The sequence below is a fragment of the Chitinophaga sp. LS1 genome, assembly GCF_034274695.1.
GTDB lineage: Bacteria > Bacteroidota > Bacteroidia > Chitinophagales > Chitinophagaceae > Chitinophaga.
On record NZ_CP128362.1, the window covers coordinates 1,529,162 to 1,553,406 of the forward strand.

16 protein-coding genes are annotated in these 24,245 nt (G+C 44.9%); 9 read left to right on the forward strand and 7 right to left on the reverse strand.

Going from position 1 to position 24,245, the window contains the following annotated elements:
• Window positions 1-3 precede the first annotated feature (3 nt).
• The 3 genes from QQL36_RS06305 to QQL36_RS06315 all read right to left on the reverse strand — a co-directional run bounded on the left by QQL36_RS06305 (window position 4) and on the right by QQL36_RS06315 (window position 5,387).
• Window positions 4-3,402, reverse strand: a complete 3,399-nt coding sequence (locus QQL36_RS06305; protein WP_321569324.1) for a TonB-dependent receptor — start codon at window positions 3,400-3,402, stop codon at window positions 4-6.
• Window positions 3,403-3,698: 296 nt separating this feature from the next.
• Window positions 3,699-4,763, reverse strand: a complete 1,065-nt coding sequence (locus QQL36_RS06310; RefSeq protein WP_321569325.1) for a FecR family protein — start codon at window positions 4,761-4,763, stop codon at window positions 3,699-3,701.
• 75 nt (window positions 4,764-4,838) lie between these two features.
• Window positions 4,839-5,387 carry an RNA polymerase sigma factor gene (locus QQL36_RS06315; RefSeq protein ID WP_083722232.1) on the reverse strand — a complete coding sequence of 183 codons (549 nt, stop codon included), beginning with the start codon at window positions 5,385-5,387 and terminating at the stop codon, window positions 4,839-4,841.
• A 592-nt stretch (window positions 5,388-5,979) separates the two neighbouring features.
• On the opposite strand from QQL36_RS06315, the gene QQL36_RS06320 reads away from it, so the two are divergent.
• Window positions 5,980-6,954 (forward strand): YafY family protein, encoded by a 975-nt coding sequence (locus QQL36_RS06320; RefSeq protein WP_321569326.1) that lies wholly within the window; start codon window positions 5,980-5,982, stop codon window positions 6,952-6,954.
• Window positions 6,955-7,067: 113 nt separating this feature from the next.
• Window positions 7,068-7,685 carry a GyrI-like domain-containing protein gene (locus QQL36_RS06325; protein WP_083722230.1) on the forward strand — a complete coding sequence of 206 codons (618 nt, stop codon included), beginning with the start codon at window positions 7,068-7,070 and terminating at the stop codon, window positions 7,683-7,685.
• A gap of 12 nt (window positions 7,686-7,697) precedes the next feature.
• On the opposite strand, the gene rnc is transcribed toward QQL36_RS06325, so the two are convergent.
• Genes rnc through QQL36_RS06340 form a run of 3 tightly spaced genes read right to left on the reverse strand, consistent with a single transcriptional unit; the run spans window position 7,698 to window position 9,939 of the window.
• Window positions 7,698-8,420, reverse strand: a complete 723-nt coding sequence (rnc, locus tag QQL36_RS06330; RefSeq protein WP_083722229.1) for a ribonuclease III — start codon at window positions 8,418-8,420, stop codon at window positions 7,698-7,700.
• A gap of 4 nt (window positions 8,421-8,424) precedes the next feature.
• Window positions 8,425-9,678: a beta-ketoacyl-ACP synthase II gene (gene fabF / locus QQL36_RS06335; RefSeq protein ID WP_083722228.1), complete on the reverse strand. Its 1,254-nt coding sequence runs from the start codon at window positions 9,676-9,678 to the stop codon at window positions 8,425-8,427.
• Between the two features lie 24 nt (window positions 9,679-9,702).
• Entirely contained in the window at window positions 9,703-9,939 is a 237-nt protein-coding gene (locus QQL36_RS06340) for an acyl carrier protein (protein WP_012788038.1), read from the reverse strand.
• A gap of 362 nt (window positions 9,940-10,301) precedes the next feature.
• On the opposite strand from QQL36_RS06340, the gene QQL36_RS06345 reads away from it, so the two are divergent.
• Genes QQL36_RS06345 through QQL36_RS06355 form a run of 3 tightly spaced genes read left to right on the forward strand, consistent with a single transcriptional unit; the run spans window position 10,302 to window position 15,798 of the window.
• Complete coding sequence (locus QQL36_RS06345) at window positions 10,302-11,387, forward strand: efflux RND transporter periplasmic adaptor subunit (RefSeq protein WP_083722227.1); 1,086 nt, start codon at window positions 10,302-10,304, stop codon at window positions 11,385-11,387.
• 12 nt (window positions 11,388-11,399) lie between these two features.
• Window positions 11,400-14,483, forward strand: coding sequence for an efflux RND transporter permease subunit (locus QQL36_RS06350; RefSeq protein ID WP_083722226.1), 3,084 nt, complete (start codon window positions 11,400-11,402; stop codon window positions 14,481-14,483).
• A gap of 1 nt (window position 14,484) precedes the next feature.
• Window positions 14,485-15,798 (forward strand): TolC family protein, encoded by a 1,314-nt coding sequence (locus tag QQL36_RS06355; RefSeq protein ID WP_321569327.1) that lies wholly within the window; start codon window positions 14,485-14,487, stop codon window positions 15,796-15,798.
• 43 nt (window positions 15,799-15,841) lie between these two features.
• Here the strand turns inward: QQL36_RS06355 and QQL36_RS06360 are convergent, their stop codons facing one another.
• Window positions 15,842-16,519: a carboxypeptidase-like regulatory domain-containing protein gene (locus tag QQL36_RS06360; RefSeq protein WP_179091055.1), complete on the reverse strand. Its 678-nt coding sequence runs from the start codon at window positions 16,517-16,519 to the stop codon at window positions 15,842-15,844.
• Between the two features lie 229 nt (window positions 16,520-16,748).
• Here QQL36_RS06360 and prs point away from each other — a divergent pair, with 229 nt between their 5' ends.
• From prs to QQL36_RS06380, 4 genes are all read left to right on the forward strand, one after another.
• Window positions 16,749-17,675 (forward strand): ribose-phosphate diphosphokinase, encoded by a 927-nt coding sequence (gene prs / locus QQL36_RS06365; protein ID WP_083722223.1) that lies wholly within the window; start codon window positions 16,749-16,751, stop codon window positions 17,673-17,675.
• Between the two features lie 397 nt (window positions 17,676-18,072).
• Window positions 18,073-21,894: a SusC/RagA family TonB-linked outer membrane protein gene (locus QQL36_RS06370; protein ID WP_321569328.1), complete on the forward strand. Its 3,822-nt coding sequence runs from the start codon at window positions 18,073-18,075 to the stop codon at window positions 21,892-21,894.
• Window positions 21,895-21,907: 13 nt separating this feature from the next.
• Window positions 21,908-23,368 (forward strand): SusD/RagB family nutrient-binding outer membrane lipoprotein, encoded by a 1,461-nt coding sequence (locus QQL36_RS06375; RefSeq protein WP_321569329.1) that lies wholly within the window; start codon window positions 21,908-21,910, stop codon window positions 23,366-23,368.
• A 108-nt stretch (window positions 23,369-23,476) separates the two neighbouring features.
• Window positions 23,477-24,199, forward strand: coding sequence for a DUF2490 domain-containing protein (locus QQL36_RS06380; RefSeq protein WP_179091054.1), 723 nt, complete (start codon window positions 23,477-23,479; stop codon window positions 24,197-24,199).
• The last annotated feature ends 46 nt before the right edge of the window (window positions 24,200-24,245 follow it).

Genomic DNA, 24,245 nt, shown 5'->3' on the forward strand with positions numbered 1-24,245 from the left:
GGATCAAAAAGAAAGGTCAAAACCAATATTCACATACTTGCTTTGTGGATAGGTCAGACCGTTATCATCAGAGACTTCAGCGTCTATACCTGTCTTACGCAGATTGTCGATAGAGAACAGGTTGTAAGCGTTGATGTAAGCACGGAAACGTTCAATCCTGGCCTTGGCAAGGATGTTCTTAGGAATGGTGTAACCCAGTTCCAGTGTGCGTGCCCTGATGTAATGAACGTTAGTCAGCCAGAAGTCAGAGTTCTTATTGTAGTTGCTATGACCTCCATTGTTGAAACGCAGAGCAGGATATTTACCAGGTATCCATTTGCTGTTTACATCATAAGCATCTTCCCTGTGCCAGCGATCGTTATAGAACTCAGCCAGCAGGTTACCCTGGTTGGTGTAAGGAATACGCATTTCATAATTACGGTTGAAGGAGTAACCGGTACCCGCTGAGAAGTCGGCTCTGAAATCAAAGTTGCTATATGCTACCGTGAAGTTGAAACCACCATTCATGATTGGGTTTTTACCTGTACCCCATCCAATAGGACGTACATCCAGATCGTTAATCACCCCATCGCCATTCCAGTCTTTGTAAATCAGGTCACCTGGTAATAATGTTTTGTTACCCGCCCCGTCAACGTTTACTTTATAGTTGTTGATCTCGTCCTGTGACTGGAATTGTCCGATTACGTTATATCCCCAGAATGTATTGGCGTATCTGTTTTCAGCAGAGTTACGATAGTGATCAATGGAGTTCAGGAATACTGGTTTGTAGCTATCCAGGTTCTTTGAACGTGCATAAGAGAAGTTAGCACCTACAGTGAAACGTACTTTCTTTATCTCGCCATGGTAATTAATAGAAAACTCCGCACCGGATACCAGATCGCTCTTCACATTTTCTAAAGGCAGTGTATAACCCAGTTCACTTGGTATGAGGATGTCATATTTGGTACCCAGCAGACCCGTTCTTTTTCTCTTGAAATAATCAACCGCACCGCTGATCCGGTTGTCCCATAAACCATAGTCAGCACCGATGTCCAATGTTCTGCTTACATACCAGGAGATATTATCGATAGGAACACCTTTGTAAGAGGAACCGATCACTGATTTACCATCCAGGATGACAGTAGAAGAGTTATAGTTATAACCGGAGAGATAGTCATATGCAGACAAAGGAATATCATCATCACCCAGTTTACCATAAGAACCTCTCAGTTTCAGTTCGCTCAGGGTTTTCCTGCCACCTACGAGGTGCTGGAAGAATTGCTCTTCGCTGATACGCCAGCCAGCCTGCATAGCAGGGAAAGTACCCCAGCGTTTGTTAGGTGCGAACTTCCAGGAGGCATCTCTTCTTGCAGATACTTCCAGGTAATAACGGCTGTCGTAGTTATAAGTGAACCGGCCAATGTAACCCAGACGGGCAGTAGTAAAGTCACTATCATTATACGTATCCATTGTACTGAAGTAAATCAGTGGCAGATCGTTGGTAGTCGGCACGGCATGCAGCCAGTTGTCGATTTCCCTTCTCTTGATTCTTTCTGCTACTACGGTACCCCCTACATTATGCTTGCCAAATGAATGTGCATAGTTCAGTTGCAACTGAATGGTAGGAGACAGGTTGGTGTGGTTATCTCTTTCTCTCCATGGGTTAGAACTACCGCCAGATACATTGTAAGTATCAGTATTCGGATCATAAGTATATACATTGTAAGTATACTCGTGACCATTCATAATTCTGTTTGCATAGTAATAAGAGAACAGACCTCTTACGCTCAGACCATCGATGGGAAATTTGTATTCCGCAGTCAGGTTAGTCTGTAATACGCGCCAGTCTTCGTGCCAGTAGCCGGACAACTTCTTATTCTGTAATGCCCAGTTTTCGGTATTGTGACCAATGTTGTTTGGGTAATTTGGGTTATCGTTTGCATAAGGCCGTTCGATAGGCGTGTTACGCAGAATAGCGAAACGAGCTTCCCAGTAGTCATCTGTACCTGGTACACCTGGTTGGTCGCGGGTTTCAACACGACCATTGATCTGAGCACCGATTTTGAAGTTGTCAGAAACTTTGGCCTCGATATTACTCTGAATGTTGGTACGTTCGAATGTGAATTCTCTGCCCAGTACAGAATATTGTTTCAGGTGAGTGGCAGATACATAGTAGTTGATCCTGTCAGAACCACCACTGAAGTTCAGGTTCAGGTTTGTAAGCGGAGCATTGTCTTTCACAATAAACTTGTACCAGTCAAAGCTCTTGTAGCCTTGTTCAGTACCTGCTTTCCATTTTTCCAGTTCTTCTTTGGTGATGGTAGTAGAACCATACTGGTTCATTTCAGCATCAGCTTTACCAGCCATCCACTCATAGGCATTTACGCCTTTAGGGAAGCGGGTCCAGTTCTGCCAGCCAGTATATGCAGCCAGATTGATGGTGTTGCGGCTGTTCAGTTTACCTCTCTTGGTAGTAACCACCACTACACCATTCGCAGCACGCATACCATAGATAGCAGCAGAAGCGTCTTTCAGAACGGTGATAGTTTCAATATCGTTCGGTGCGATGTTGTTGAACTGACCTGCATCCTGTTGGATACCGTCAATTACATACAATGGATCGCCCATGTTACGGATTTGAATAGATGCACTCGCACCCGGACGTGAATCGGACATGCGGAAGGTTACACCCGGCAGTTTACCTGCCAGTACGGTACTTACTGTAGAACCAGCGTGTACATCGCCCATATCTTTAGCAGATATAGCGGCGATCGCACCGGTGAGTGATTCTTTCTTTTGTGTACCATAACCTACGATCACCACATCACTTAGTGAAGTAGCAGAAGGTTCCAGTGTTACGTTGATAACGCTCAGCCCATTGATCTCAACTTCTTTGGAAGTATACCCTACATAAGAGAAGATGAGGGTACCGGATAGATCCGGTGCATTGAAAGCGAAATTACCACCGGCATCAGTAACAGCACCGGCTGTACTATTTTTGAGTTTTACGTTTACGCCGGGGAGTGGTGTTCCTTTTTCGTCTACCACTTTACCCTGGATGCGTACAGCAGCATCAGCGGAATAAGTGATCTCCTCTGCCTTGCGTAATCGATTGAGCACAATTTGCCGGCCATCGACCTGATAGGAGAGTTGTAACGGAGCGAGTAACTTGTCGAGTACTTTACCCAGTGGCTCCTGTTTTGCTTCCAGACTGACTTTGCGGGAAGCGCTTATCAGCGTGGAAGAATAGAGGAATTTCACATCAGCCAGTTTTTCTATTTTAGACAGCACCTGATCAACAGATTGCTGACGGGCGTCGATAGATACAGGTTTGGTGAGAATTTCCTGGGCCTCAGTAGACTTTGCAAATGTGAGACCGGTACATAACGTGGCAATTAGCAGCTGGTAAAAGCATGTACGCATGACCATAAAGATTAAATCATGGATTCGTAGTCTTTTTTTCATAACTTGAATTGTGTTCCTGTTTGTAATGGGAAATAGAAAGGGTGTCTTATCCCAGTGGAGCGGGTATAAGGCGGTGCCGCAAGAGTATTCTTTCAGCCAGTGGTACGGCCATACCGCTGGCTTTTTCATTACGTGATGTAAAGCATAAGTATCAGTGTAAATTTTTGTTTGTTCTCAATAACGTATTTCGTGGAATAGTGTGTCAACGGGGGAACTCTCTACATTCCTTATTAGCTACGCGTACGTGAACACTATTAATGACATCCTTTGGTTGTAATTGTAATCTCATTTCCTTCGATCGTACAGTTTGCTTCCAGAGCCTGACAAATAAGCTTTAATTTTTCCTTTAGTGGTTCGTCATCCAGGGAGGCAGTGAGTCTACAGCCAGCCATCAGGTTTTTATCATAGTTGATATGAACACCATAGGCTTTTTCCAACAGGGTCAGCACACTATCTGCAGGGGCATCTGCGAATACAAACGAGTACAGCTCAGTTATAGTTGGCTGGGCAGATACTGCTACAGACATTGGCAATACATCTAACGCATGAGTGGAGCGTTTCAGTATCGCCTGCTGATTGGCAGATAAATTTGCCCGGGCATCGTTCGCTTTTGGTTGTATTGAAATAGCAATTTTTCCGGTTTTTACTGCTACACTTACCAGGGTATCTTCATCATAGGCTCTGACCATAAATGAGGTACCAAGGACGTTGATTACCATTTCGTTGGCATATACTACAAAAGGTTCAATGTTTCTTTTTACTTCAAAGAACGCGGCACCGGAGAGGTATACCTGACGGTGGCATTTGCCAGTGAGACAGGTGGAATAACTGATCCGGGCGCGGGGTTGCAACACCACAGAACTACCATCGGGAAGGCTGACAGTTTCGGGTTTCCTGCCTTTGTTGATATGCTCAACAAAAGTGTTTTTAGCTGTTTCAGCTTTTGCCACCAGTTCATGGTAAGTACTGTGATCCGGCTTGTGCAGGGTATACCACATAACGGTGGTAGCTACCAGGGCGATGAGCACAGCAGCGGCAGCCATATACAAGGGGCGGAGTCTCCGCACTGGTTGTTGTGGCGTATCCATGCTTTCGCGGATATTTTGCCAGATAGCGGCATCGACATTTTCCTTCAAACCAAATGCAGGAAGCTGTGACGCTGCCAGAATAATGGCACGGGCCTGCAATATAGCGGCTCGCTGATCAGGAAAATTTCGGGCGATGGATTCCCAATGGGCTGCGTTTTCGCCATATTTCACCCAGGCGACGAAACTGTCGTCGGTTACAAAATCGGCGGTATCGAAGTTTGAGTAATCCATGTATAGACATAAAGAAGGGGAAGGGGGTTTTTAACTCACTTATGTTAAAGTTTTTTTAAAAAAACTTTTGGGGGGCTACAGCAGCTCTCTTAATTTGACTACCGCACGCTGTACCAGATTACGAACAGATTGCTCATTGACGCCCATAATCCCGGAAATCTCTTCCCAGCTAAAATTATCATAAAACCGGAGGCGGATAGCCTCCTGTTGCCTGACTGGCAATTGTCGCATGGCTTTTTGCAAACGAAGCTGTTGCAACAGATCCTCTTCGCTCATAATGCGCAAATCCTCTGCCGAAGACTCCTCCTGCAATGACCAATCAAGGGCCAGGGCTGCCTTTGCATCCGATAACCGGTGCAAACGCCTCCGCAAAGACCTGAAAAGATAGTATTTGACAGAAGTAGTCGCTGAGAGATTATGCCTTGTACGCCAGAGATCGGCAAAAAGATCCTGCATGGCATCCTGCACCTGTGCAGCATCTCCCGCAAGGTGGTAGCCGTAGTTATACAATACAGCAGAAAAACGCCTGTACATCTCACTAAAGGCCTGTTCGTCGTCCTGTCTAAAGGCATTCCACAGTACCTCTTCCGCTATGAATGACTGATAGCTATTTCCAGACCCCAATTTACCTGATTTAAAAAAGTATCACCTGAAGTAATAGTATGGTTCACCAGTCCATTCTCACTGGCTGCGGGGACTAAACTACGAACTATAAAAATCATTTACGAATCATTGCTTATCCCGGGATGAGTTATACCCAAAAAAACGGGGCCTGATAAATATCAGGCCCTCCCCAAATTAACCATTAAAAAAACTCATTTGAATTTTGCTTGAAACAAAATTAGAATGAATCTTTTGCAAATCTGTTAATCATAAGTTAATGATTCTAAATAATATGGGGAGGTGATAACGGTAGAATTAGAATGATACTTACATGATCAAATAGGTGAATAAATTAGTCCAGGCCGCAGCAATCTCTATAAAAAAAAGGTCCCCGGAAAAAATTCCAGGGACTTACCATTTAACCTATATTCTGTACTGTAGCATCAAAATTTTAAATATTTTTCAGAGGCTTAGACTTTTTCTCACTTTCTATACTTCAAATCGTTTCTCTAAAGTTTTGCTCTCAAATATTTTCTGTATATAAGACGGTGATTAATATCCGAAGTTTAACGGGTTTCGATTTTTTTTTCAATTTATTTCTAAATTACCTGCTATGAACAGGATTGACCGGCTTTCCGCCATACTTATTCAACTACAGGGCAAGAAAATAGTGAAGGCTGCTGAGATAGCAGAACGCTTTCAAATCAGCCTCAGGACTGTATATCGCGATGTCAGGGCCTTGCAGGAAGCAGGCGTACCTGTGGGTGCGGAGGCTGGTACAGGTTATTATCTGGTAGAAGGATATCACCTGCCACCGGTGATGTTTAACAGGGAAGAGGCAGCTGCGTTGCTGACAGGAGAGAAGCTGATGGCCCAGTTAAGTGATCATTCCAATAAAAAACAATTTGGCAATGCCATGCAGAAGATCAGGGCTGTGCTGCGGACCAGTGAGAAAGATTTCCTGGAATCGTTGGAACAGAATATTGCGGTCGTTGCCCGCAGGGCTCCGGAAGATAGTGAGTTTCCAAACCGCTTCCTCTCAGATATTCAACATGCACTGGGCAAGCACCTTATGCTCAAACTGGATTACTTTGCCCTGCACAGCGAAACACAGACACATAGAGAGATAGAACCCATTGGTATTATATATATGATGGGGTACTGGTACCTCATTGCCTGGTGCAGACTACGCCATGCTTATCGCAATTTCAGGATGGATCGCATCCGAAACCTGGCTGTTACAGATGTTTCTTATGACAGGGATCGGCACATTTCTTTAAAGGAATACATGGAAAAATATGCGGAGCCTGCTGCTTATCCTCATGTAGTGAAGCTGCGGTTTAGTGCGGGTATGGCGAGAAAGCTGGGGAATCAGCGGTTTTATTATGGGTTGATGGAGGAGCAGACAATAGGAGAGTGTGTAGAGATGGTGTTCCTGACTTCTCATCTGGATTGGTTTGGGAAATGGGTGTTAACGATGGGAAAAGAAGTGGAGATTATAGGTTCGGAGGAATTAAAGGAACATATGCGCTTACTTGCCATCGAAATATCCGAACAATATTTATCGGATCGCTCCGCGATCCGATAAACGATCCGACGTTCAAAAAGTTGGGATTACGAAGCAATCCCAACTTTTTGAACGCTACTGACATAACGCTGTCACTCCCCATATCTTCCTTTGCATTATCAACGCTAATGCATATGTCCAAACTCGACCTCACAAAAACCTATAAAGAACTCTACACCGCCACCTCCAAACCGGCCCTCCTCTTCGTCCCCCCCGGTCATTACCTCTCCATCGAAGGCCAGGGCGACCCAAACGGCGAGCATTTCGCCGCATGTACACAAGCCCTGTACACAGGTGCTTACGGCATCAAAATGCATTATAAGAAGATGGAGCTAGACTTCGTAGTCTGTAAACTCGAAGGCCTCTGGTGGGTAAACGATGTGGAAAACTATAAAGATTTCAATGAAGTTATGCAGATACCCCGTGACCAATGGCACTGGCAGCTCCTCATCCGCATGCCTGACTTCATCAACAAGAATGATGTCAAAAACATCCTGAAAAGGGCTTATCAAAAGAAACCCATTCAATACTTCAACCAGGTATACCTCCAAACCCTGGCCGAAGGCCAAAGCATACAGATCCTGCACACAGGTCCCTACGCTACCGAACCGGTATCCTTACAGTTACTACACGACTTTATGAAAGAAAAAGGGCTGACCTGGAATGGCCGCCACCATGAGATATACCTCAGTGACCCACGCAAAACTGCGCCGGAAAAACTGAAAACAATTTTAAGGCAACCGGTAAAATAACAGAGAAACGGGTTACTTTTCCCCCAGCCCCAGCAACTCTATCGCCTGCTGTGCCGCAATCTGGCTGGCATCTTTCTTATTGAACGCCTTACCGCTGCAAATGAGCTCCCCATCTACTACTGCACCTACAGTAAAGATGCGGCGGCCATTGTCCATTTGTTCTTCCAGCAGGTCGAACTCCAGTACTTTGCCATGCTTATTCGCCCATCCGTACAGCTTGTTTTTGTGGTTCATTTCCACACTTTCAAGCATTTCCAGATCGATGTAAGGCATAATAATGCGTTGGTGCACAAACTGTTTGGTACGGTTATACCCTTTGTCAAGGTATACAGCGCCGACCAGGGCCTCAAGCGTATTACCGAAGATCTGGGAAATCTTCAGAAAGCTATTGTACTTATCATAAATGGTGAGCTTTCGCAATCCCATCTTGATAGCAATATCATTAAGCTGCTGGCGGTTCACAATCTTGGACCGCATTTCGGTGAGATAGCCTTCTGTCTTATAAGGATACTTCTTGAAGAGGTAATCGCCAACAATGGCACCAAGAATGGCATCCCCCAGGTATTCCAGCCGTTCATTGCTCTCCAGAAACTTCTCCTTGCTCGAGCGGTGGCTCAGGGCCACTTCATACAATGAGAAATTGCCTGGGGCAAAGCCCAGCAGGTTATACAGATCCTTGTAAAGACTTCTCTTACCGGATACAAATCGATATAAAAATCCTGGCAGTAATTTCACACAATCAAGCAACAAATTTTTTGAAAATCACGGATGCATTATGCCCTCCAAAACCGAAGGTATTGCTTAATGCAGCGTTTACTTCTCTATGTTGTGCGACGTTAAAGGTAAAATTTAATTTGGAGTCCAGTTCAGGATCATCCGTAAAATGATTAATGGTAGGAGGAATAATACCATGTATGACAGACATGATAGCCGCAATCGACTCAATTGCACCGGCAGCGCCTAATAAGTGACCGGTCATAGACTTGGTGGAGCTGATATTCATTCGATATGCATCTTCACCAAATACCTGTTGGATCGCTTTTACTTCGGCAACATCTCCCAAAGGAGTAGAAGTACCGTGTACGTTAATGTAGTCAATTGCATTGGGTTGCAGTCCAGCGTCTAACAGCGCCATTCGCATGACGTTCATAGCGCCTAATCCTTCTGGATGGGGTGCTGTGATATGATAGGCATCTGCTGTTGCGCCACCTCCTGCCAGTTCAGCATAAATTTTGGCACCTCTAGCAATCGCATGTTCATAGGATTCTAGCACCAGTGCTCCTGCACCTTCGCCCATTACGAACCCATCACGGTTCAGGTCAAAGGGTCTGGAGGCAGTGGATGGGTCATCATTCCGTTCAGATAGGGCCTTCATAGCGTTAAAACCACCTACACAGGCATCGTTTATAACGTTTTCAGATCCTCCGGTGATCATTACATCCGCTCTGCCGTACCTGATGTACTGCATCGCCTCTATAATGGCATTGGTAGCTGAAGCACAGGCAGACACCACAGAGAAATTAGGTCCTCTAAAACCGTGGCGAATGGAAATGTGCCCTGCAGCAATGTCGATAATTAACCGGGCTATCAGGAAAGGACTAAAACGGGGAGTTCCGTCGCCCTGACCGAAATCTTTCATTTCCTGACAAAAATTGATCATACCGCCAATACCAGATCCCCAGATAACCCCAACCCTGTCCATATCGACAGAATTACGGTCAATCCCGGCATCTTGCACAGCCTGGTCAGCGGCTATAACAGCCGTCTGTGTGAAGGGATCCATTTTACGGGCTTCCTTCTTGTCCAGGTAATTGGTCGCATCAAAGTTCTTCAGTTCGCAAGCAAAACGGGTTTTGAACTTGGAAGCATCAAATTGTGTAATAGGCCCGGCACCGGATACACCGTCCGTCAATCCCTTCCAGTATTCGGATACGGAATTGCCGAGCGGTGTAAGTGCGCCTAAACCTGTAACGACTACTCGTCTTGGTTGCATTAAAACAAATCTGATTAAGTAGGATTATTTTACATGTTCTTCCAGGTAAGCAACTGCCTGGCCAACAGTAGTAATAGTTTCAGCTTGTTCGTCAGGAATGGAGATGTTGAATTCTTTTTCGAATTCCATGATCAGTTCTACCGTATCCAAAGAGTCAGCGCCCAGGTCGTTGGTGAAGGAGGCTTCAGGAGTTACCTCAGCTTCGTCAACGCCCAATTTGTCAATAATGATCTTTTTAACTCTTGATGCAATGTCTGACATAATTTTAAGTGTTTTTGGTTTAAAACTTGAGTGCAAAAATATAATTTTTATTGAATTGACAAGAACAGAGCCGAATTTTACCCAATTTACTTTAGTGTTATAGATACTAAATCCATCCCCACAAAGGATTAGACAGATATTCCGAATTCTCCCCATCCCTGGAAAATACCCCCTTACCACACCGTATATGCTTCAATGTACACATATAATAATGCCCACATTTGCCATTCAACCTCCTTTTATGCCTCCTATATACGGTTAAAGGTCGATTAACTTTAATTAACACATGAACCTCCCTATCAGCAGGGGCTTTTATTAAATTTGCCCGGGCGATATCCCCTACAACATAAATATGCGAACAAATGACTGGTAACAAAAAGTTCCTGAAAACAGTCGTTTACCTGATCCTGGCTGTAGTTATTATCGGTATTATCTATACCAGGTTTGCTGCTCCTAAAAAAGAAGATGCAGCACCCAACAAAGAAACTGTACGTGGTAGCAAAGGGAACAAACCCTTGCTGGTAGACGCTTTTATTGTACATACCTCCTCCCTTAATGAAGTTATTAATGCGAGCGGTACCCTCCAAAGCAACGAAGAAGTCCAGATCCAACCCGAAATTACCGGCAAAGTCACTGGCCTCTTCTTCAAAGAAGGCACCCAGGTAGCCAAAGGCACCCTCCTCGTCAAAATCTATGACGAAGATCTTAAAGCACAGCTGGCTAAACTGCAATTGCAGCAACAACTGGCCAAAACTACCCTCGAAAGACAGGAAAACCTACTGAAAATCAATGGTATCAGCCGCCAGGATGTAGACGTTACCCGCAACCAGGTCAGCGCCTACGGAGCAGATATGGACTATACCCGTACGCTGCTTCAAAAAACGGAACTCAGAGCTCCCTTCAATGGCCGGCTTGGACTCCGTAATATTTCCCTGGGAGCCATCGTCAACAATACCACTGTTATCACCACCCTCCAGCAAATCGATCCCCTCAAGGTGGATTTCACCGTACCTGAAAAATACCGCAACGCTATCAAACAAGGCGATGCTGTTGATTTCAAAGTTGCCGGCGACACCCATTCTTATAAAGGACAGATTTACGCAATTGATCCTAAAATCGACCTCACTACACGTACTATCAAATTAAGAGCCATCGTTCCAAACCCCGGTCAGTTACTGCCCGGTGCTTTTGCAAACGTACAGATCGCTCTCCGCAATATGCCCGATGCCCTCATGATCCCTTCGCAGGCCATCATTCCAGGTACCCGCGATAAGAAAGTGATCGTCGCTGACCAGGGCAAAGCAAAATTTGTAGTCGTGGAAACAGATCTCCGCGATGCTGACAACGTACAGATTATCAGCGGTCTTAGCAAAGGCGATACCGTGATCACCAGCGGTATGTTGCAGCTCAAACCCGGTATGGTACTGAAGTATAACAAGATCAATTAAATAAACTAGACCATGAGCCTTCCCTCTCTATCGCTCAAACGTCCTGTGTTTGCCATCGTGATGAACATTATCATTGTCATCTTTGGCATCGTAGGCTTCAACTTTCTGGGGGTAAGAGACTTCCCTGCCATAGATCCACCCATTGTAAACGTACGCACCTCCTATGCAGGCGCCAATTCAGATATTATTGAAACACAGATCACCGAGCCCCTCGAGAAATCTATCAACGGGATAGCCGGTATCAAAAATATATCGTCCAGCAGTAGCCAGGGAACTTCCAATATCACAGTTGAATTTGAACTGGGTATAGACCTCGAAGCAGCTACCAACGACGTGCGTGATAAAGTATCACAGGCACTCCGTAACCTGCCTCCCGATATCGATGCTCCACCTGTGGTATCCAAAGAAGATGCGAATTCCGACTATATCCTCTCCATGACATTGCAGAGCAATACCCGCAATCAGCTGGAGATCACGGAATATGCGAACAACGTGCTGCTGGAAAGACTCCAGACCATTCCCGGCGTTAGCTCTATCCGTATACTTGGCGAAAAGAAATATGCCATGCGTCTCTGGATGGATCCTGCCCGCCTCTCTGCTTATAGCCTCACACCTTCCGATGTACAGGCTGCGCTGGCCAGAGAAAACGTAGAACTTCCCTCCGGTAAAATTGCCGGTAATGCCACTGAACTGACAGTACGCACTTTTGGCCGTTTGAATACGGAAGAAGATTTTAATAACCTGATTATTAAAAATGTCAATAGCAGCGTCATTCATTTCAGGGATATTGGTCAGGCAGTATTAGGTCCTGAAAATGAAGAAACGATTCTGAAAGAATCAGGTGTGCCCATGATCGCCCTGGCCCTTACCCCACAACCGGGTTCTAACTATGTAGCCATCACCGATGAATTCTATAAAAGATATGAACAGCTGAAAAAAGACCTGCCACCGGATCTGAGCACGAATATCGCTATCGATAACACCCGCTTTATCCGCAAGTCTATCGAAGAAGTGGAAGAAACCCTTGTCGTGGCACTGGTGCTGGTGATCCTCATCATCTACCTCTTCTTCCGCGATTGGCTCATGGCCTTCCGTCCATTGGTGGATATCCCGGTATCCCTCATTGCAGCATTCTTTATTATGTATATGTGTGGCTTCACCATTAATATATTGACACTGCTGGCAATCGTACTCGCTACAGGATTGGTGGTGGATGATGGGATCGTGGTCACGGAAAATATCTATAAAAAGATTGAAGCAGGCATGCCACGTATGCAGGCAGCGAAGGAAGGTTCTGAAGAAATATTCTTTGCCGTTATCGCAACCAGTATCACGCTGGCATTCGTATTCCTGCCGATTGTATTCCTGCAGGGGTTCGTAGGCCGCCTGTTCAGGGAGTTTGGGATTGTGGTAGCAGGAGCAGTACTCATCTCTGCATTTGTATCCCTCACGTTGACACCCGTATTGAATGTGAAGCTGGGTCGTAAAAAGCATACCCACTCCTGGTTTTATACCAAAACGGAACCGTTCTTTACCTGGATGGAAGATAGTTACCAGAGCGCCCTGGAGAAATTCATGAAAGTGCGCTGGATAGCTATCCTGATTATTTTAGGGTGTGTGGCCATGATTTACGTCATATTCCGCAACCTGCAGTCAGAGCTGGCGCCGATTGAAGACCGTAGCCAGTTCCGTCTTTCTATCTCAGCTCCGGAAGGTACTTCTTACGACTATATGGAACGGTACATGGATGGGTTAACCCAGTTTATGATCGATTCCATTCCTGAAAAAAATATCGTACTGACTGTGACTGCACCCGGCTTTAGTGGCGGTGGTGCGGTGAACAGTGGCTTTGCGAATGTGGTGCTCACTGAACCAACTGAGCGAACCCGTTCTCAAAAGGAAATTGTGAACATGGTGAACCGGAATATGTTCAGGTTCTCCGAAGGAAAGGTGTTCGCCATTGAACAGCAAACCATTCAGGTAGGTCGTCGTAGTGGTTTGCCTGTATCTTTTGTATTGCAGCATATCAACTTCGATAGTTTAACAAGGGTATTGCCGCTCTTCCTCGATGAGGCGAACAGTGATCCGACCTTCTCAGGTGTGGATGTGGACCTGAAGTTCAATAAACCTGAATTGCGTATTCTGATCAATCGTGCCAAGGCGAGTGAACTGGGTGTATCTGTGGATGACATTTCACAAACCCTGCAACTTGCTTTGAGTAATGTGCGCTATGGTTACTTTATCCGCAACGGTAAGCAGTACCAGGTAATGGGTCAGGTATTCCGTGGCAATCGCGATAAACCTACTGACCTGCAGAACTTCTATGTACGCAATAGCAGGGGAGAGGCTATTCAGCTGGATAACGTAGTAACGATTTCTGAAGAAACAAGTCCGCCGATTATTTATCACTTCAATCGTTATAAATCTGCTACTATTTCTGCGGGGCTGGCACCGGGTAAGACAATTGGGGATGGTATCGATGCTATGTACCGGATTTATAATGACCTGCAAAAGAAAGGCGTGATCGACGATTCTTACAATGCAGCATTGTCAGGATCTTCCAGAGACTATGCAGAAAGTGGTTCCAATACCATGTTTGCATTAGTGCTGGCGTTGGTATTGATCTACCTGGTGTTGGCAGCACAGTTTGAGAGCTGGGTCGATCCGTTTATCATTATGCTCACAGTGCCACTGGCATTTGCAGGAGCGTTGTTCTCACTGTGGGTCTTTGGTCAGACATGGAATATCTTCTCACAGATCGGGGTAATTATGTTGATCGGATTGGTGACGAAGAATGGTATCCTGATCGTAGAGTTTGCGAATCACAAACGGGATGAAGGACTGGAAAAAGCAACGGCTGCAATAATAGCGGCGACCATGCGTTTGCGTCCTATTCTGATGACGAGCCTTGCGATGGCATTGGGTGCATTACCAATTGCTATGTCACTGGGTGCAGCGGCCACGAGTCGTATTCCTTTGGGTATTGTAATCGTAGGTGGTATCGTCTTCTCATTGGTACTGACCCTATTTGTGATTCCGGCGATGTACATATTCCTGAGCAGAAGAAAACCAGTAACAGAACCAGTAAATGATTGACATGAAACGTATCCTCATATTCTGCCTGTTGCTACCCGTCTTCCATCTATCTGCACAGCAGGTCCTGACGGTGGAGCAGGCAATAGATCTGGCATTAAAAAACAACTATGATATACGGCTGGCAAAGAATGATGCCGCCATTGCAGCTAACGATTATGCCTATGCAAACTGGGCGTTTGCACCGAGGGTGAATGGAACCGCTTCAAAGGTGTGGAATACCACCCGTACCAAACAGGAGTTTGTAAATGGCTCCAAACGGGATACCAGTGGGATTCATAGTAATAACTTAACAGGCAATGTAACCTTATCATGGACACTCTTTGACGGGTTGAAAATGTTTGCTACCCGGCAAAAACTGGAGGTCATACGTGACCTGGGAGATGCCACCCTAAAAGATCAGTTGATGACGACTGTAGCCAATGTAATAGCAAGTTACTATGCAGTGGTGCAGGGCAAACAACAACTACATAACCTCTCAGAACAATTGTCTATTGCAGATGAAAGAGTGAAATTGTCTGATGCAAAATTTCAGACGGGGTTAGGACCCAAGACCGATTGGTTGCAATCAAAAGTAGATTACAATGCATTGAAAGCGTCTTATCTGCGGCAGCAGACGGTGATCGATCAGGGCAAAGTGATATTGAATCAGTACATGGCGATAGAAGGTGGAAATACACAGTACGAAGTACAGGATAGCATTCCGTTAAACACCGATCTTGCCTATGGTAAACTGAGAGATGAGATGCTACAACGCAACACCAGTCTGATGGTGGCAAAACAAAACCTGCAGGTTTCCGAGCTGGCGCTGAAAGAAAGTAAAGGTGATTATTTTCCTGTTATCAGCTTCAACTCCGGTTACAATTTTACAAAGGTAAATTCGAACGCAGCGACCAACTCATTCAGTCCTATCTTCAATCAGAATGGGGTATTGAACTATGGTTTCTCTGCCACGATTCCCATCTTCAATGGTTTGAATGTACATCGTCAGGTAAAGAATGCGCAGCTGAATGTAAGCTATCAGCAGCTCTCGCTGGAAAATACCCGCACAAAGGTAAATATGGCGCTAAGCAATGCATTCAAGGATTACGAATACTACAAGACAGCAGTAGACTTAGAGGAAGAGAATTTAGGGTTGGCGAGGGAGAATGCGATGGTCGCTTTAGAACGGTTCAAACAAGGGGTATCCACAACAATTGAAGTGAAAGAGGCGCAACAAAGTTTGGAAGATGCTTATAATAGGTTAATCAATGCACGATACAATATCAAACTCGCAGAAACAGAATTACTCCGCCTCAATGGTGATTTGATTAAATAAGGAAAGGGGCCCTTCGGTGCCCCTTTCCTTATTTAAAATCTCTTTATTCCTGCTCCTCCTCCTTCTTCACCGGCGGCAAATTCCCCGTCGCCTTATCCTTCTGATACTGTGCATAACTATTCTTTATATACACCATCAAATCATACTCCGTCGCATCCTGCATAAACTGGTACCCCGGCCTATACCTCATCATAAAACTATCCAACTCAGTCCCATTCAAATGCGTCATCCTCTCCACCAACTCCGGACTATACCTGTTATCTATATACTTTTCCTTCTCCCAATACACCAACTGCTCCTTAAAGTGTTCATTCCGCTTCCTCGTCTTACTAGGCACCAGGTACGTCAACGCCGTGATCGGGTGTGACGGCAATGTCTTCAACACATCCATCGCCCCTGGCTTCTTATACCCAAAATACTTTGCATATTCCTGCCTCGTAGCCGCCGAATCCTTCACATAGTTCCTTCCCCGCACATCTACCCGCTGAATATCGAGGATCCTCTTAGTCATATAAACATTAATGAACATGGAAGAAGAAGGTACTGCTACAAATTTCTTTTCATACGTCAACATGGAAAACTCCAGGGTATCTCCCGGCATCGCATCAATTTCAAAACGTCCACTCTCACTTCCCAAAGCACCTGTTCGTGTCTTTTTGTTGATAATGCTAACATTTGGAATACCCTGTCTATTGTCAATGTCAGTGATTAGACCCGACACTCTGACCTGCGCACTTGCGTGCTGCAGACAGAAAAACAGGCTAAAAAATAGTGCTCCAAGCCAAGCGGGAAGCGTTTTAATTCGTCTAGGCATCGCTCAAAAATAAATTTCCCCTCGCAAATGAAACGTTAAAAATATAGATTAATGTTCAAAAATCGGGGTTAATGGCTGTAAAACATACCATTTATTTATAAATAATTAATTTTAACCCTCATATATTCCAAACACTATGCCTCAGAAGATCATTTTTGCAACACAGCGCTATCAGTACCTCAAAGACCGTATTATGGCGCTGGCCCCCCACTGGGAGGAAGGTAAACTGGAAATCCGTGACTTTCCGGACGGGGAGCATTATCACCGTATCCGGAGCCAGGTACACGACAAGGAGGTCATAGTGCTGGGAGGTACTATTGATGATAAAGAAACCCTGGAACTCTTCGATATCGCCCATGGCTGCATCCAGGAAGATGCCCATTCACTGAACCTCGTGATCCCCTTCTTTGGTTACTCCACCATGGAAAGAGCCGTTAAATCCGGGGAAATCGTAAAGGCCAAAACCCGGGCATTACTTTTTTCTGCCCTGCCCGCTACTAATAGTGGCAACAAAGTATTGCTCATGGACCTCCATGTAGATGGTATCACTTACTACTTTGAGAGTGGGGTAAGACCCGTACACCTGTATGGCAAAGACCTGGTCAAAGAAGCTGCAATGGAATTAGGAGGAGGTGAACCATTTGTACTCGCCAGCACCGATGCAGGTAGAGCCAAGTGGGTAGAATCACTCGCAAATGATCTGCATGTGGAAGCTGCATTCGTATTTAAAAAACGTCTCTCTGGAGACACCACACAAATTACCGCTATCAGTGCTGAAGTAGAAAATAAAAATGTGATCATCTATGACGATATGATTCGCACAGGCGGCTCACTCATACATGCAGCACAATCTTACCTTGATGCAGGTGCAAAATCCATTTCAGTAATTACAACCCATGGGATCTTTGCCGGTGGAGGATTTGATAAGATCAAGAAAAGCGGCATCATTAAGAAAGTGATTTGTGCAGATACACACCCCAATGCATTGCACATAAAAGATGATTTGCTTATTGTAAAATCAGTAGATAAGATTATTGTAGACTACTTCCAACAACACGGGTAATCATTCTCATGTGAGTACTACTGCACAATTCCTACACCTGCCGTTGGCAAGGTGTTTGATATACAGCGTCCTGGAAAAAGGATGAGCTGTAGAGTAGTGCTGCGCAACAAACACAGAGACCATAAAAGAATTTTGATTTGTTTGAAGGGGTGCTTCACTGCAAGTGAGAGGCATGGAATTACTATATGCGGATGTTGCATTCTCACACCTATAGACCAACACTGTAAACGCCACTTATTACGGCATTTTACAGTCAACTCTAAGAAATAATCCTGAGCTGGTTCATTGTACCGGCGCTTTCGATTGTATTATAATTGAGTAAAAGAATCAGGTATTGTAGACAGGATAACGGAAACCTGTTGTAAAAAAATTTTAAACCAAATCTTCCAATATAACAATGAGAAGCCATGTACTTACCTGGTTATGGCTGTGCTTTGCTTTCTACTGTAGTTTAGGACCCAATAAAGCGAGCGCAAACGTTAACCGGCCATTCCTGACGCATACTGCAGTAAAAGCAGTTCAGCAACAAAAAGATACTACTGTGAAGCCATCCGCTTCGCCTGTAGTGATCACACCTTCTGCCAGCAAACCTGCCACAGATAAGAGTAAGCCAGCAACGGCCACCCCTGTGACCATCACGCCAAATAATAATAGTCAAAGTAAAGCGGATACTACCAAACCCGCTGCTACTGTGATTACACCGAACAATCAGGCGAGTGACAGTACCAAAGCGGATACTACCAAACCTGCTGCTGCTGTGATTACACCGAATAATCAGGCGAGTGACAGTACCAAAACGGATACTACCAAACCTGCTGCTGCTGTGATTACACCGAATAATCAGGCGAGTGACAGTACCAAAACGGATACTACCAAACCTGCTGCTGCTGTGATTACACCGAATAATCAGGCGAGTGACAGTACCCGTAAGGATACCGCCAAACCCGCTACTGCAGCCAGTGATAGCACAAAGACAAAATCTGCGGACACCTCTGCACTGATCCTTCCTTCAGATAGTAATACACTGAAAAAAGAGATCGGTCAGTTCACATTAAGTGGCGTGGTAAAACAGCCGGGAGGCCAACCTATCCCGGGTGCACAGGTTGTAAACCTGTCCACAAAACAAGGTGTCGCTGCCAATGTAGATGGTACTTTTTCTATCAAGGCTTCTCTGAAAGATACCATCAAAATATCGGCACCTACCTTCGGTGATCAGTCAATCCCCCTTACCAACAAGGATTCACTGCCAGTGACACTCACGACAGCCTCTACCGGTAAGAAACAATTGCAGGAAGTAGTTGTTACCGCACTCGGTATTCAGCGTAATACAAGAGCAGTCGGCTATGCAATCGAAAATGTAGGTGGTAGCGCTGTGCAGGAAGCAAAAGAAGTGAACTTTGTCAATGCACTGCAAGGTAAAGTACCAGGTCTGCAAATCTCATCTAATACAGGCTCCATGGGCGGTTCCAACAAGATCACAATCCGTGGTGTGAAGTCTATATTAGGTGATAACAACGCCTTCATCGTAGTAGATGGAACACCATTCGTCAATAGCAACAGCAACCAGGCAGGACAATTAAATGGTGGTGGTGGTTATGACTATGGCTCCTCTTTGCAAGACATCAATCCAGATGATATCGATAACATCTCTGTGCTGAAAGGTGCCGCCGCTACTGCATTATATGGCAGTCGTGGTGCAAATGGTGTGATGCTCATCACTACCAAAAAACGTCCTGATACAGGAGGTGGTATTGGGGTAACATATAGCCTCAATGCACAGGCAGATCAGGTATCTATATTACCTCATTACCAGAATCAGTATGGTGGCGGTAGTGGTGGAAAGTTTGATAAACTTTACTACAACGAACATCCTGATGCTTTCACAAGTGAGGCCAGTGCTACATATGACGATGGTGATGGTTTAGGAAGATATGACCTGATGCCGATCTACAAAGCAGATGAATCATGGGGTCCAAAACTGGAAGGACAGCTCGTCCGCCCATACTATTCCTTCGATAAAGATAAAGGTAATCCTTACTTCGGTCAGACTACTCCATGGGTAGCACAACCTAACAATGTGAAGGATTTCTACAGAACGGGGTATACTATCACCAACAATATTGCTATGGCCGGTAATAACGACAAAGGTTATTTCCGTCTTTCTTATGGCAATATGAACCAGCTATTCGTACTGCCAAATGCAAGTATGAACAGGAACAACGTATCGTTCAATGGTGGATATGAAATTGCAAAAGGACTGAAAGCCGTAGCATCTGTAAACTATACTGCATTCGCTGCGAAAGGCAGACCGGGTACAGGTTTCACAGGACCTAACCCAACCCTGCAATTCACCATGTATGGACAGCGTCAGCTAAACCTGGATATGGAAAAGAGATATAAATATGAAGATGGTTCACAGATCACCTGGAACCGTACATCATGGGATAATCCTGCTCCTGCTTCCAGCAATGGTCCATACTGGAACCGCTATATGGATTATGAAACTGATAGCCGCAACCGCATCTTTGGTAATGCAGGGCTCGATTATGAAGCGAACAAATGGTTAACTATCAGTGGACGTGTGTTCATGGACAACTACAATGCACTGCAGGAAGAACGTACTGCGAAAGATTATTTCGTAGGTGGCTATATCAAACGTTTACCAACTGCGAGAGAAATGAACTACCAGTTAACTGCAAATATGAAGTTCGACCTCGGTGGAAATTTCAAACTGAACGGTCTGGTAGGTGGCAACATCATGCATCGCAAATGGACAATAACTGGTGGTGCTACTAATGGTGGTTTGATTCTGCCATTGGTGTACAACCTGAACAATTCCGTAACGACTGCGACGCCGTACGATGAATATTATGAGAAACAAATCAACTCAGGATTCGCTTCCGCATCATTCTCTTACAAGAACTTCCTCTTCTTAGATCTGACAGGTCGTGCAGATTGGAGCTCTGCGCTGCTGAATGAAAACAATCCGTATGTGTATCCATCTGCATCAGCATCCTTTGTATTCTCCGATCTGCTGAAGAGCTGGAAGTGGCTGTCCTTCGGTAAATTGCGTGCAAGTGCTTCTGCTGTAGGTAACGATACCGGTCCATATAATATCCGTGATACCTATCAGTTTATAGCTGGTTATGGCAGCCATCCAATCACACAGGCGACTACTACTAAATACAATATGAACCTGAAACCTGAGCGTACACAAGAGTATGAAACAGGTATCGCCCTTAAGTTCCTCGATGAAAGGGTAGGTGTGGATTTCACTTACTATCAGCGAACTACCAAAGACCAGATCATGCAGCTCACAGTTTCTCCGGCTACTGGTTATACCACTACTTATGCAAATGGTGGTAGTGTACAGAACAAAGGTATTGAAGCTTCCTTATCACTGAACCCCATCCGTTTGAAGAACGGTTTCCGTTGGGATATCGTAGCGAATATTGCACGCAACAGGAACAAGGTGTTGAATATGGATATCGCCCAGTATGGCACTTCACTGACACAGTTAACAATCGGTACTGACCGCCGTACCACAAGAGTATCAGTAGTAGGTCTGGTAGGCCAGCCACTGGGTACACTGATGGGTACTGACTATGTGTACAATGATAAAGGACAACGTATCGTAGGGGATGATGGTAATTACCTGATCTCTGATATCAAACCTATCGGTTATGCCTATCCTGATTACACAGGTGGTATCAACAATACCTTCTCTTACAAAGGTATTTATTTGTCAGCGCTGATCGACTTCCAGCATGGTGGTAACTTCTTCTCTTATACGAATATGTATGGTAAGATCTCTGGTCTGCTGGATGTTACTGCTGCAAACAATGTACGTGAAACAGGTATTATCGCAGAGGGAGTAAAGGCAGACGGTACTCCAAACGATGTAGTGCTGGATGCGAATACATACTTCGTAAACAATGAAAACAAAACATTGAGTAAAGCGAACCTGTACGATGCAAGTTATGTATACCTGCGTGAAGTGAAACTGGGATATAATATTCCTGAATCATGGTACAAACGTTTCCACGCACAGAGTGCAAGACTCTCTTTATACGGCCGTAACTTATGGTTGATGCATAGCAATGCACCAAACGTAGATCCGTCCAATATTCTCAACTCTAATTCCAACATTGTGGGTATAGAGGGTGGTGCATTACCATCTATCCGCTCGTTTGGTGTTAACCTCAATGTTTCATTCTAAAAAGTGAACCAAAATGCTTAACCGTATCATAAAATATTGTTTCCTGTTTGCTTTCGTGGGACTGATCATGACCGGATGTAAAAAGCTGGACAGCATCAATTACGATCCAACTAAATCAACAACGACAGAACCTCCATATCTGCTGACTGGCGCAGAGAAAAGTGTGATGGATGTATTGTATAGCACATTACAGAATGGCTATATTGGTATGCACTATGCACAGTTCTGGTCTGGCAATACAAGAGTGGCAGACAGCCAGTATTCACTCGATGAATCCAACAACAATACACTATGGACCACGCTGTATGCAGCCTTACACAACCTGGATCTGATCCGTACGCTGAATACTGCGAAGGGCAATAATCCTGCGGCACAGAATCAGAATGCCATAGCAGGTATTCTGAAAGTATGGATCATGCAGATGCTGACAGATACTTATGTGAATGTACCATATACACAGGCATTGAATGTGACTGAATATATCACACCAGTCTATGACGATGCCAAAACCATTTACTCACAGCTCTCAGATACGCTGACAGCAAATATCAATGCGCTGGATGCATCACAACCTACCTTCGATGATGCAGACGTTATCTTCGGTGGCGATGTCGCCAAATGGCAGACATTAGGCCATTCGCTGATGCTGCGTCTGGCTATCCGTATGGCAGATCGTGATAACGCAAAAGCACAGAGTCTGATAGAAGCTAACTATCAGGGAGCAATGACAAGTAACAGTGACAATGCAGAATTTGCATACCTGGGTGCTGATCCCAACAGGTATCCGATGGATGAAACCAACAGACCAATTATTGACTTCTATGTATCTACCACGCTGGTTGATTATATGAGAAGTATCAATGATCCAAGATTGGACATCTATGCAAGACCAGTAGATGGTCTGACAATTGACACCATCTACGGTATGCCTTATGGGATGAGCACCACAGATGCAAATCGTCCTACATCAGCTTCTTATCCTGGCACTAAGATCTATTCGGCAGACATGAAGGCCATTCTGATGACTTATTCAGAAGTTGCCTTTACACTGGCAGAAGCAGCCGCAAGAGGATATGCAGTGAATGGTGATGCAGCCAGCTATTATGAAGCCGGTATACGCGCTTCTATGGAGTACTGGGGCGTAACTGACGGAGTGGATGAGTACCTGGCAACAGTACCCTACACAGGTGGTGAGTGGAAGAATGTAATCGGTACGCAAAAATGGCTGTCATTATATCCACAGGGTTTCCAGGCATGGTTTGAAAGGATCCGCCTGAATTTTACAAAACCTGATGGATCAGATTTATTTATTGCTCCGGTTTCAGGCTCACTGGATCAAAATGTAACGCTGGTCCCTTACCGGCTCACTTATCCGATAGTAGAGTCCAACTCCAACAGTACCAACTACACGGCTGCGGGTAGTGCAATTGGTGGAGACAACAAAGGCACCAAGAACTGGTGGATTAGTTACTAACACAACTATCACTTATAAAACCCTGCCGGCCAGCTATCATGCTGGCCGGCTTTTTTTATGCCCGTATTTAATTATTTTTACTGTTCAACCTATTATGTGAATCATTATATGCGCACAAAAATTTGCCTGCTGGCACTATGCCTGCTTATGGGCGGTCTACAACTTTCCGCACAGGAACTTACCCAGGGGTATAGCCACTGGTATACGTACTTCGGTACTGCACAGATAAACCAGAAATGGGCGATTGCATACGATTTTCAGGCGAGGATAAGGGATGGGATCAGTCGAAAGGGGCAGATCCTGAACAGGGCAGGGTTACAGTATACGCCTGGGAAGAATGCAAGCTATCTGCTGGGGTATTCATTTATTACCACCTACAGCGATGGGGCGGATCAATACTTTCCTGAACACCGCATTTACCAACAATTCATTTACAAAAACAACACACGCACTTTCAATATGACGCATCGCGTGCGATTTGAAGAGCGTTGGGTAGGGGCTAAGACAGCGGCTTCAAAAGATGTGCAATATTGGAAATATGGGCATCGCCTGCGCTATTTCAATCGTACACAGTTCCCGATCAGGAAGGAAGAAAAAGTGACTCCTTTTTATTTCGCCCTGCAAAACGAATTCTTCATGAATGTATTCAACAGTAAGATCAATGATAAATTCGTAGATCAGAATCGTTTCTTAATAGCGCAAGGCTACGCCTTAAAACCCAACCTCAAACTCGAAGCCGGCTACATGAATCACTTTGTACAACCAGCAACTGGCAATAAATCGATGACCCATATTCTACACTTAGCTGTATTCCACAATTTCGCCCTATAAACCCGCGATTGTTCAGAATACGCGATTGTTCAGAATACGCGATTGT

Excerpts from the sequence above, each read along its gene's own strand:
- QQL36_RS06340 (WP_012788038.1), bottom strand. The coding sequence starts at position 9,939 with ATGTCAGACATTGCATCAAGAGTTAAAAAGATCATTATTGACAAATTG.
- QQL36_RS06380 (WP_179091054.1), top strand. The coding sequence starts at position 23,477 with ATGCGCACAAAAATTTGCCTGCTGGCACTATGCCTGCTTATGGGCGGT.
- QQL36_RS06320 (WP_321569326.1), top strand. The coding sequence starts at position 5,980 with ATGAACAGGATTGACCGGCTTTCCGCCATACTTATTCAACTACAGGGC.
- QQL36_RS06370 (WP_321569328.1), top strand. The coding sequence starts at position 18,073 with ATGAGAAGCCATGTACTTACCTGGTTATGGCTGTGCTTTGCTTTCTAC.
- QQL36_RS06305 (WP_321569324.1), bottom strand. The coding sequence starts at position 3,402 with ATGCGTACATGCTTTTACCAGCTGCTAATTGCCACGTTATGTACCGGT.
- QQL36_RS06310 (WP_321569325.1), bottom strand. The coding sequence starts at position 4,763 with ATGGATTACTCAAACTTCGATACCGCCGATTTTGTAACCGACGACAGT.
- QQL36_RS06325 (WP_083722230.1), top strand. The coding sequence starts at position 7,068 with ATGTCCAAACTCGACCTCACAAAAACCTATAAAGAACTCTACACCGCC.
- QQL36_RS06375 (WP_321569329.1), top strand. The coding sequence starts at position 21,908 with ATGCTTAACCGTATCATAAAATATTGTTTCCTGTTTGCTTTCGTGGGA.
- QQL36_RS06355 (WP_321569327.1), top strand. The coding sequence starts at position 14,485 with ATGAAACGTATCCTCATATTCTGCCTGTTGCTACCCGTCTTCCATCTA.
- QQL36_RS06345 (WP_083722227.1), top strand. The coding sequence starts at position 10,302 with ATGACTGGTAACAAAAAGTTCCTGAAAACAGTCGTTTACCTGATCCTG.
- prs (WP_083722223.1), top strand. The coding sequence starts at position 16,749 with ATGCCTCAGAAGATCATTTTTGCAACACAGCGCTATCAGTACCTCAAA.
- fabF (WP_083722228.1), bottom strand. The coding sequence starts at position 9,678 with ATGCAACCAAGACGAGTAGTCGTTACAGGTTTAGGCGCACTTACACCG.
- QQL36_RS06350 (WP_083722226.1), top strand. The coding sequence starts at position 11,400 with ATGAGCCTTCCCTCTCTATCGCTCAAACGTCCTGTGTTTGCCATCGTG.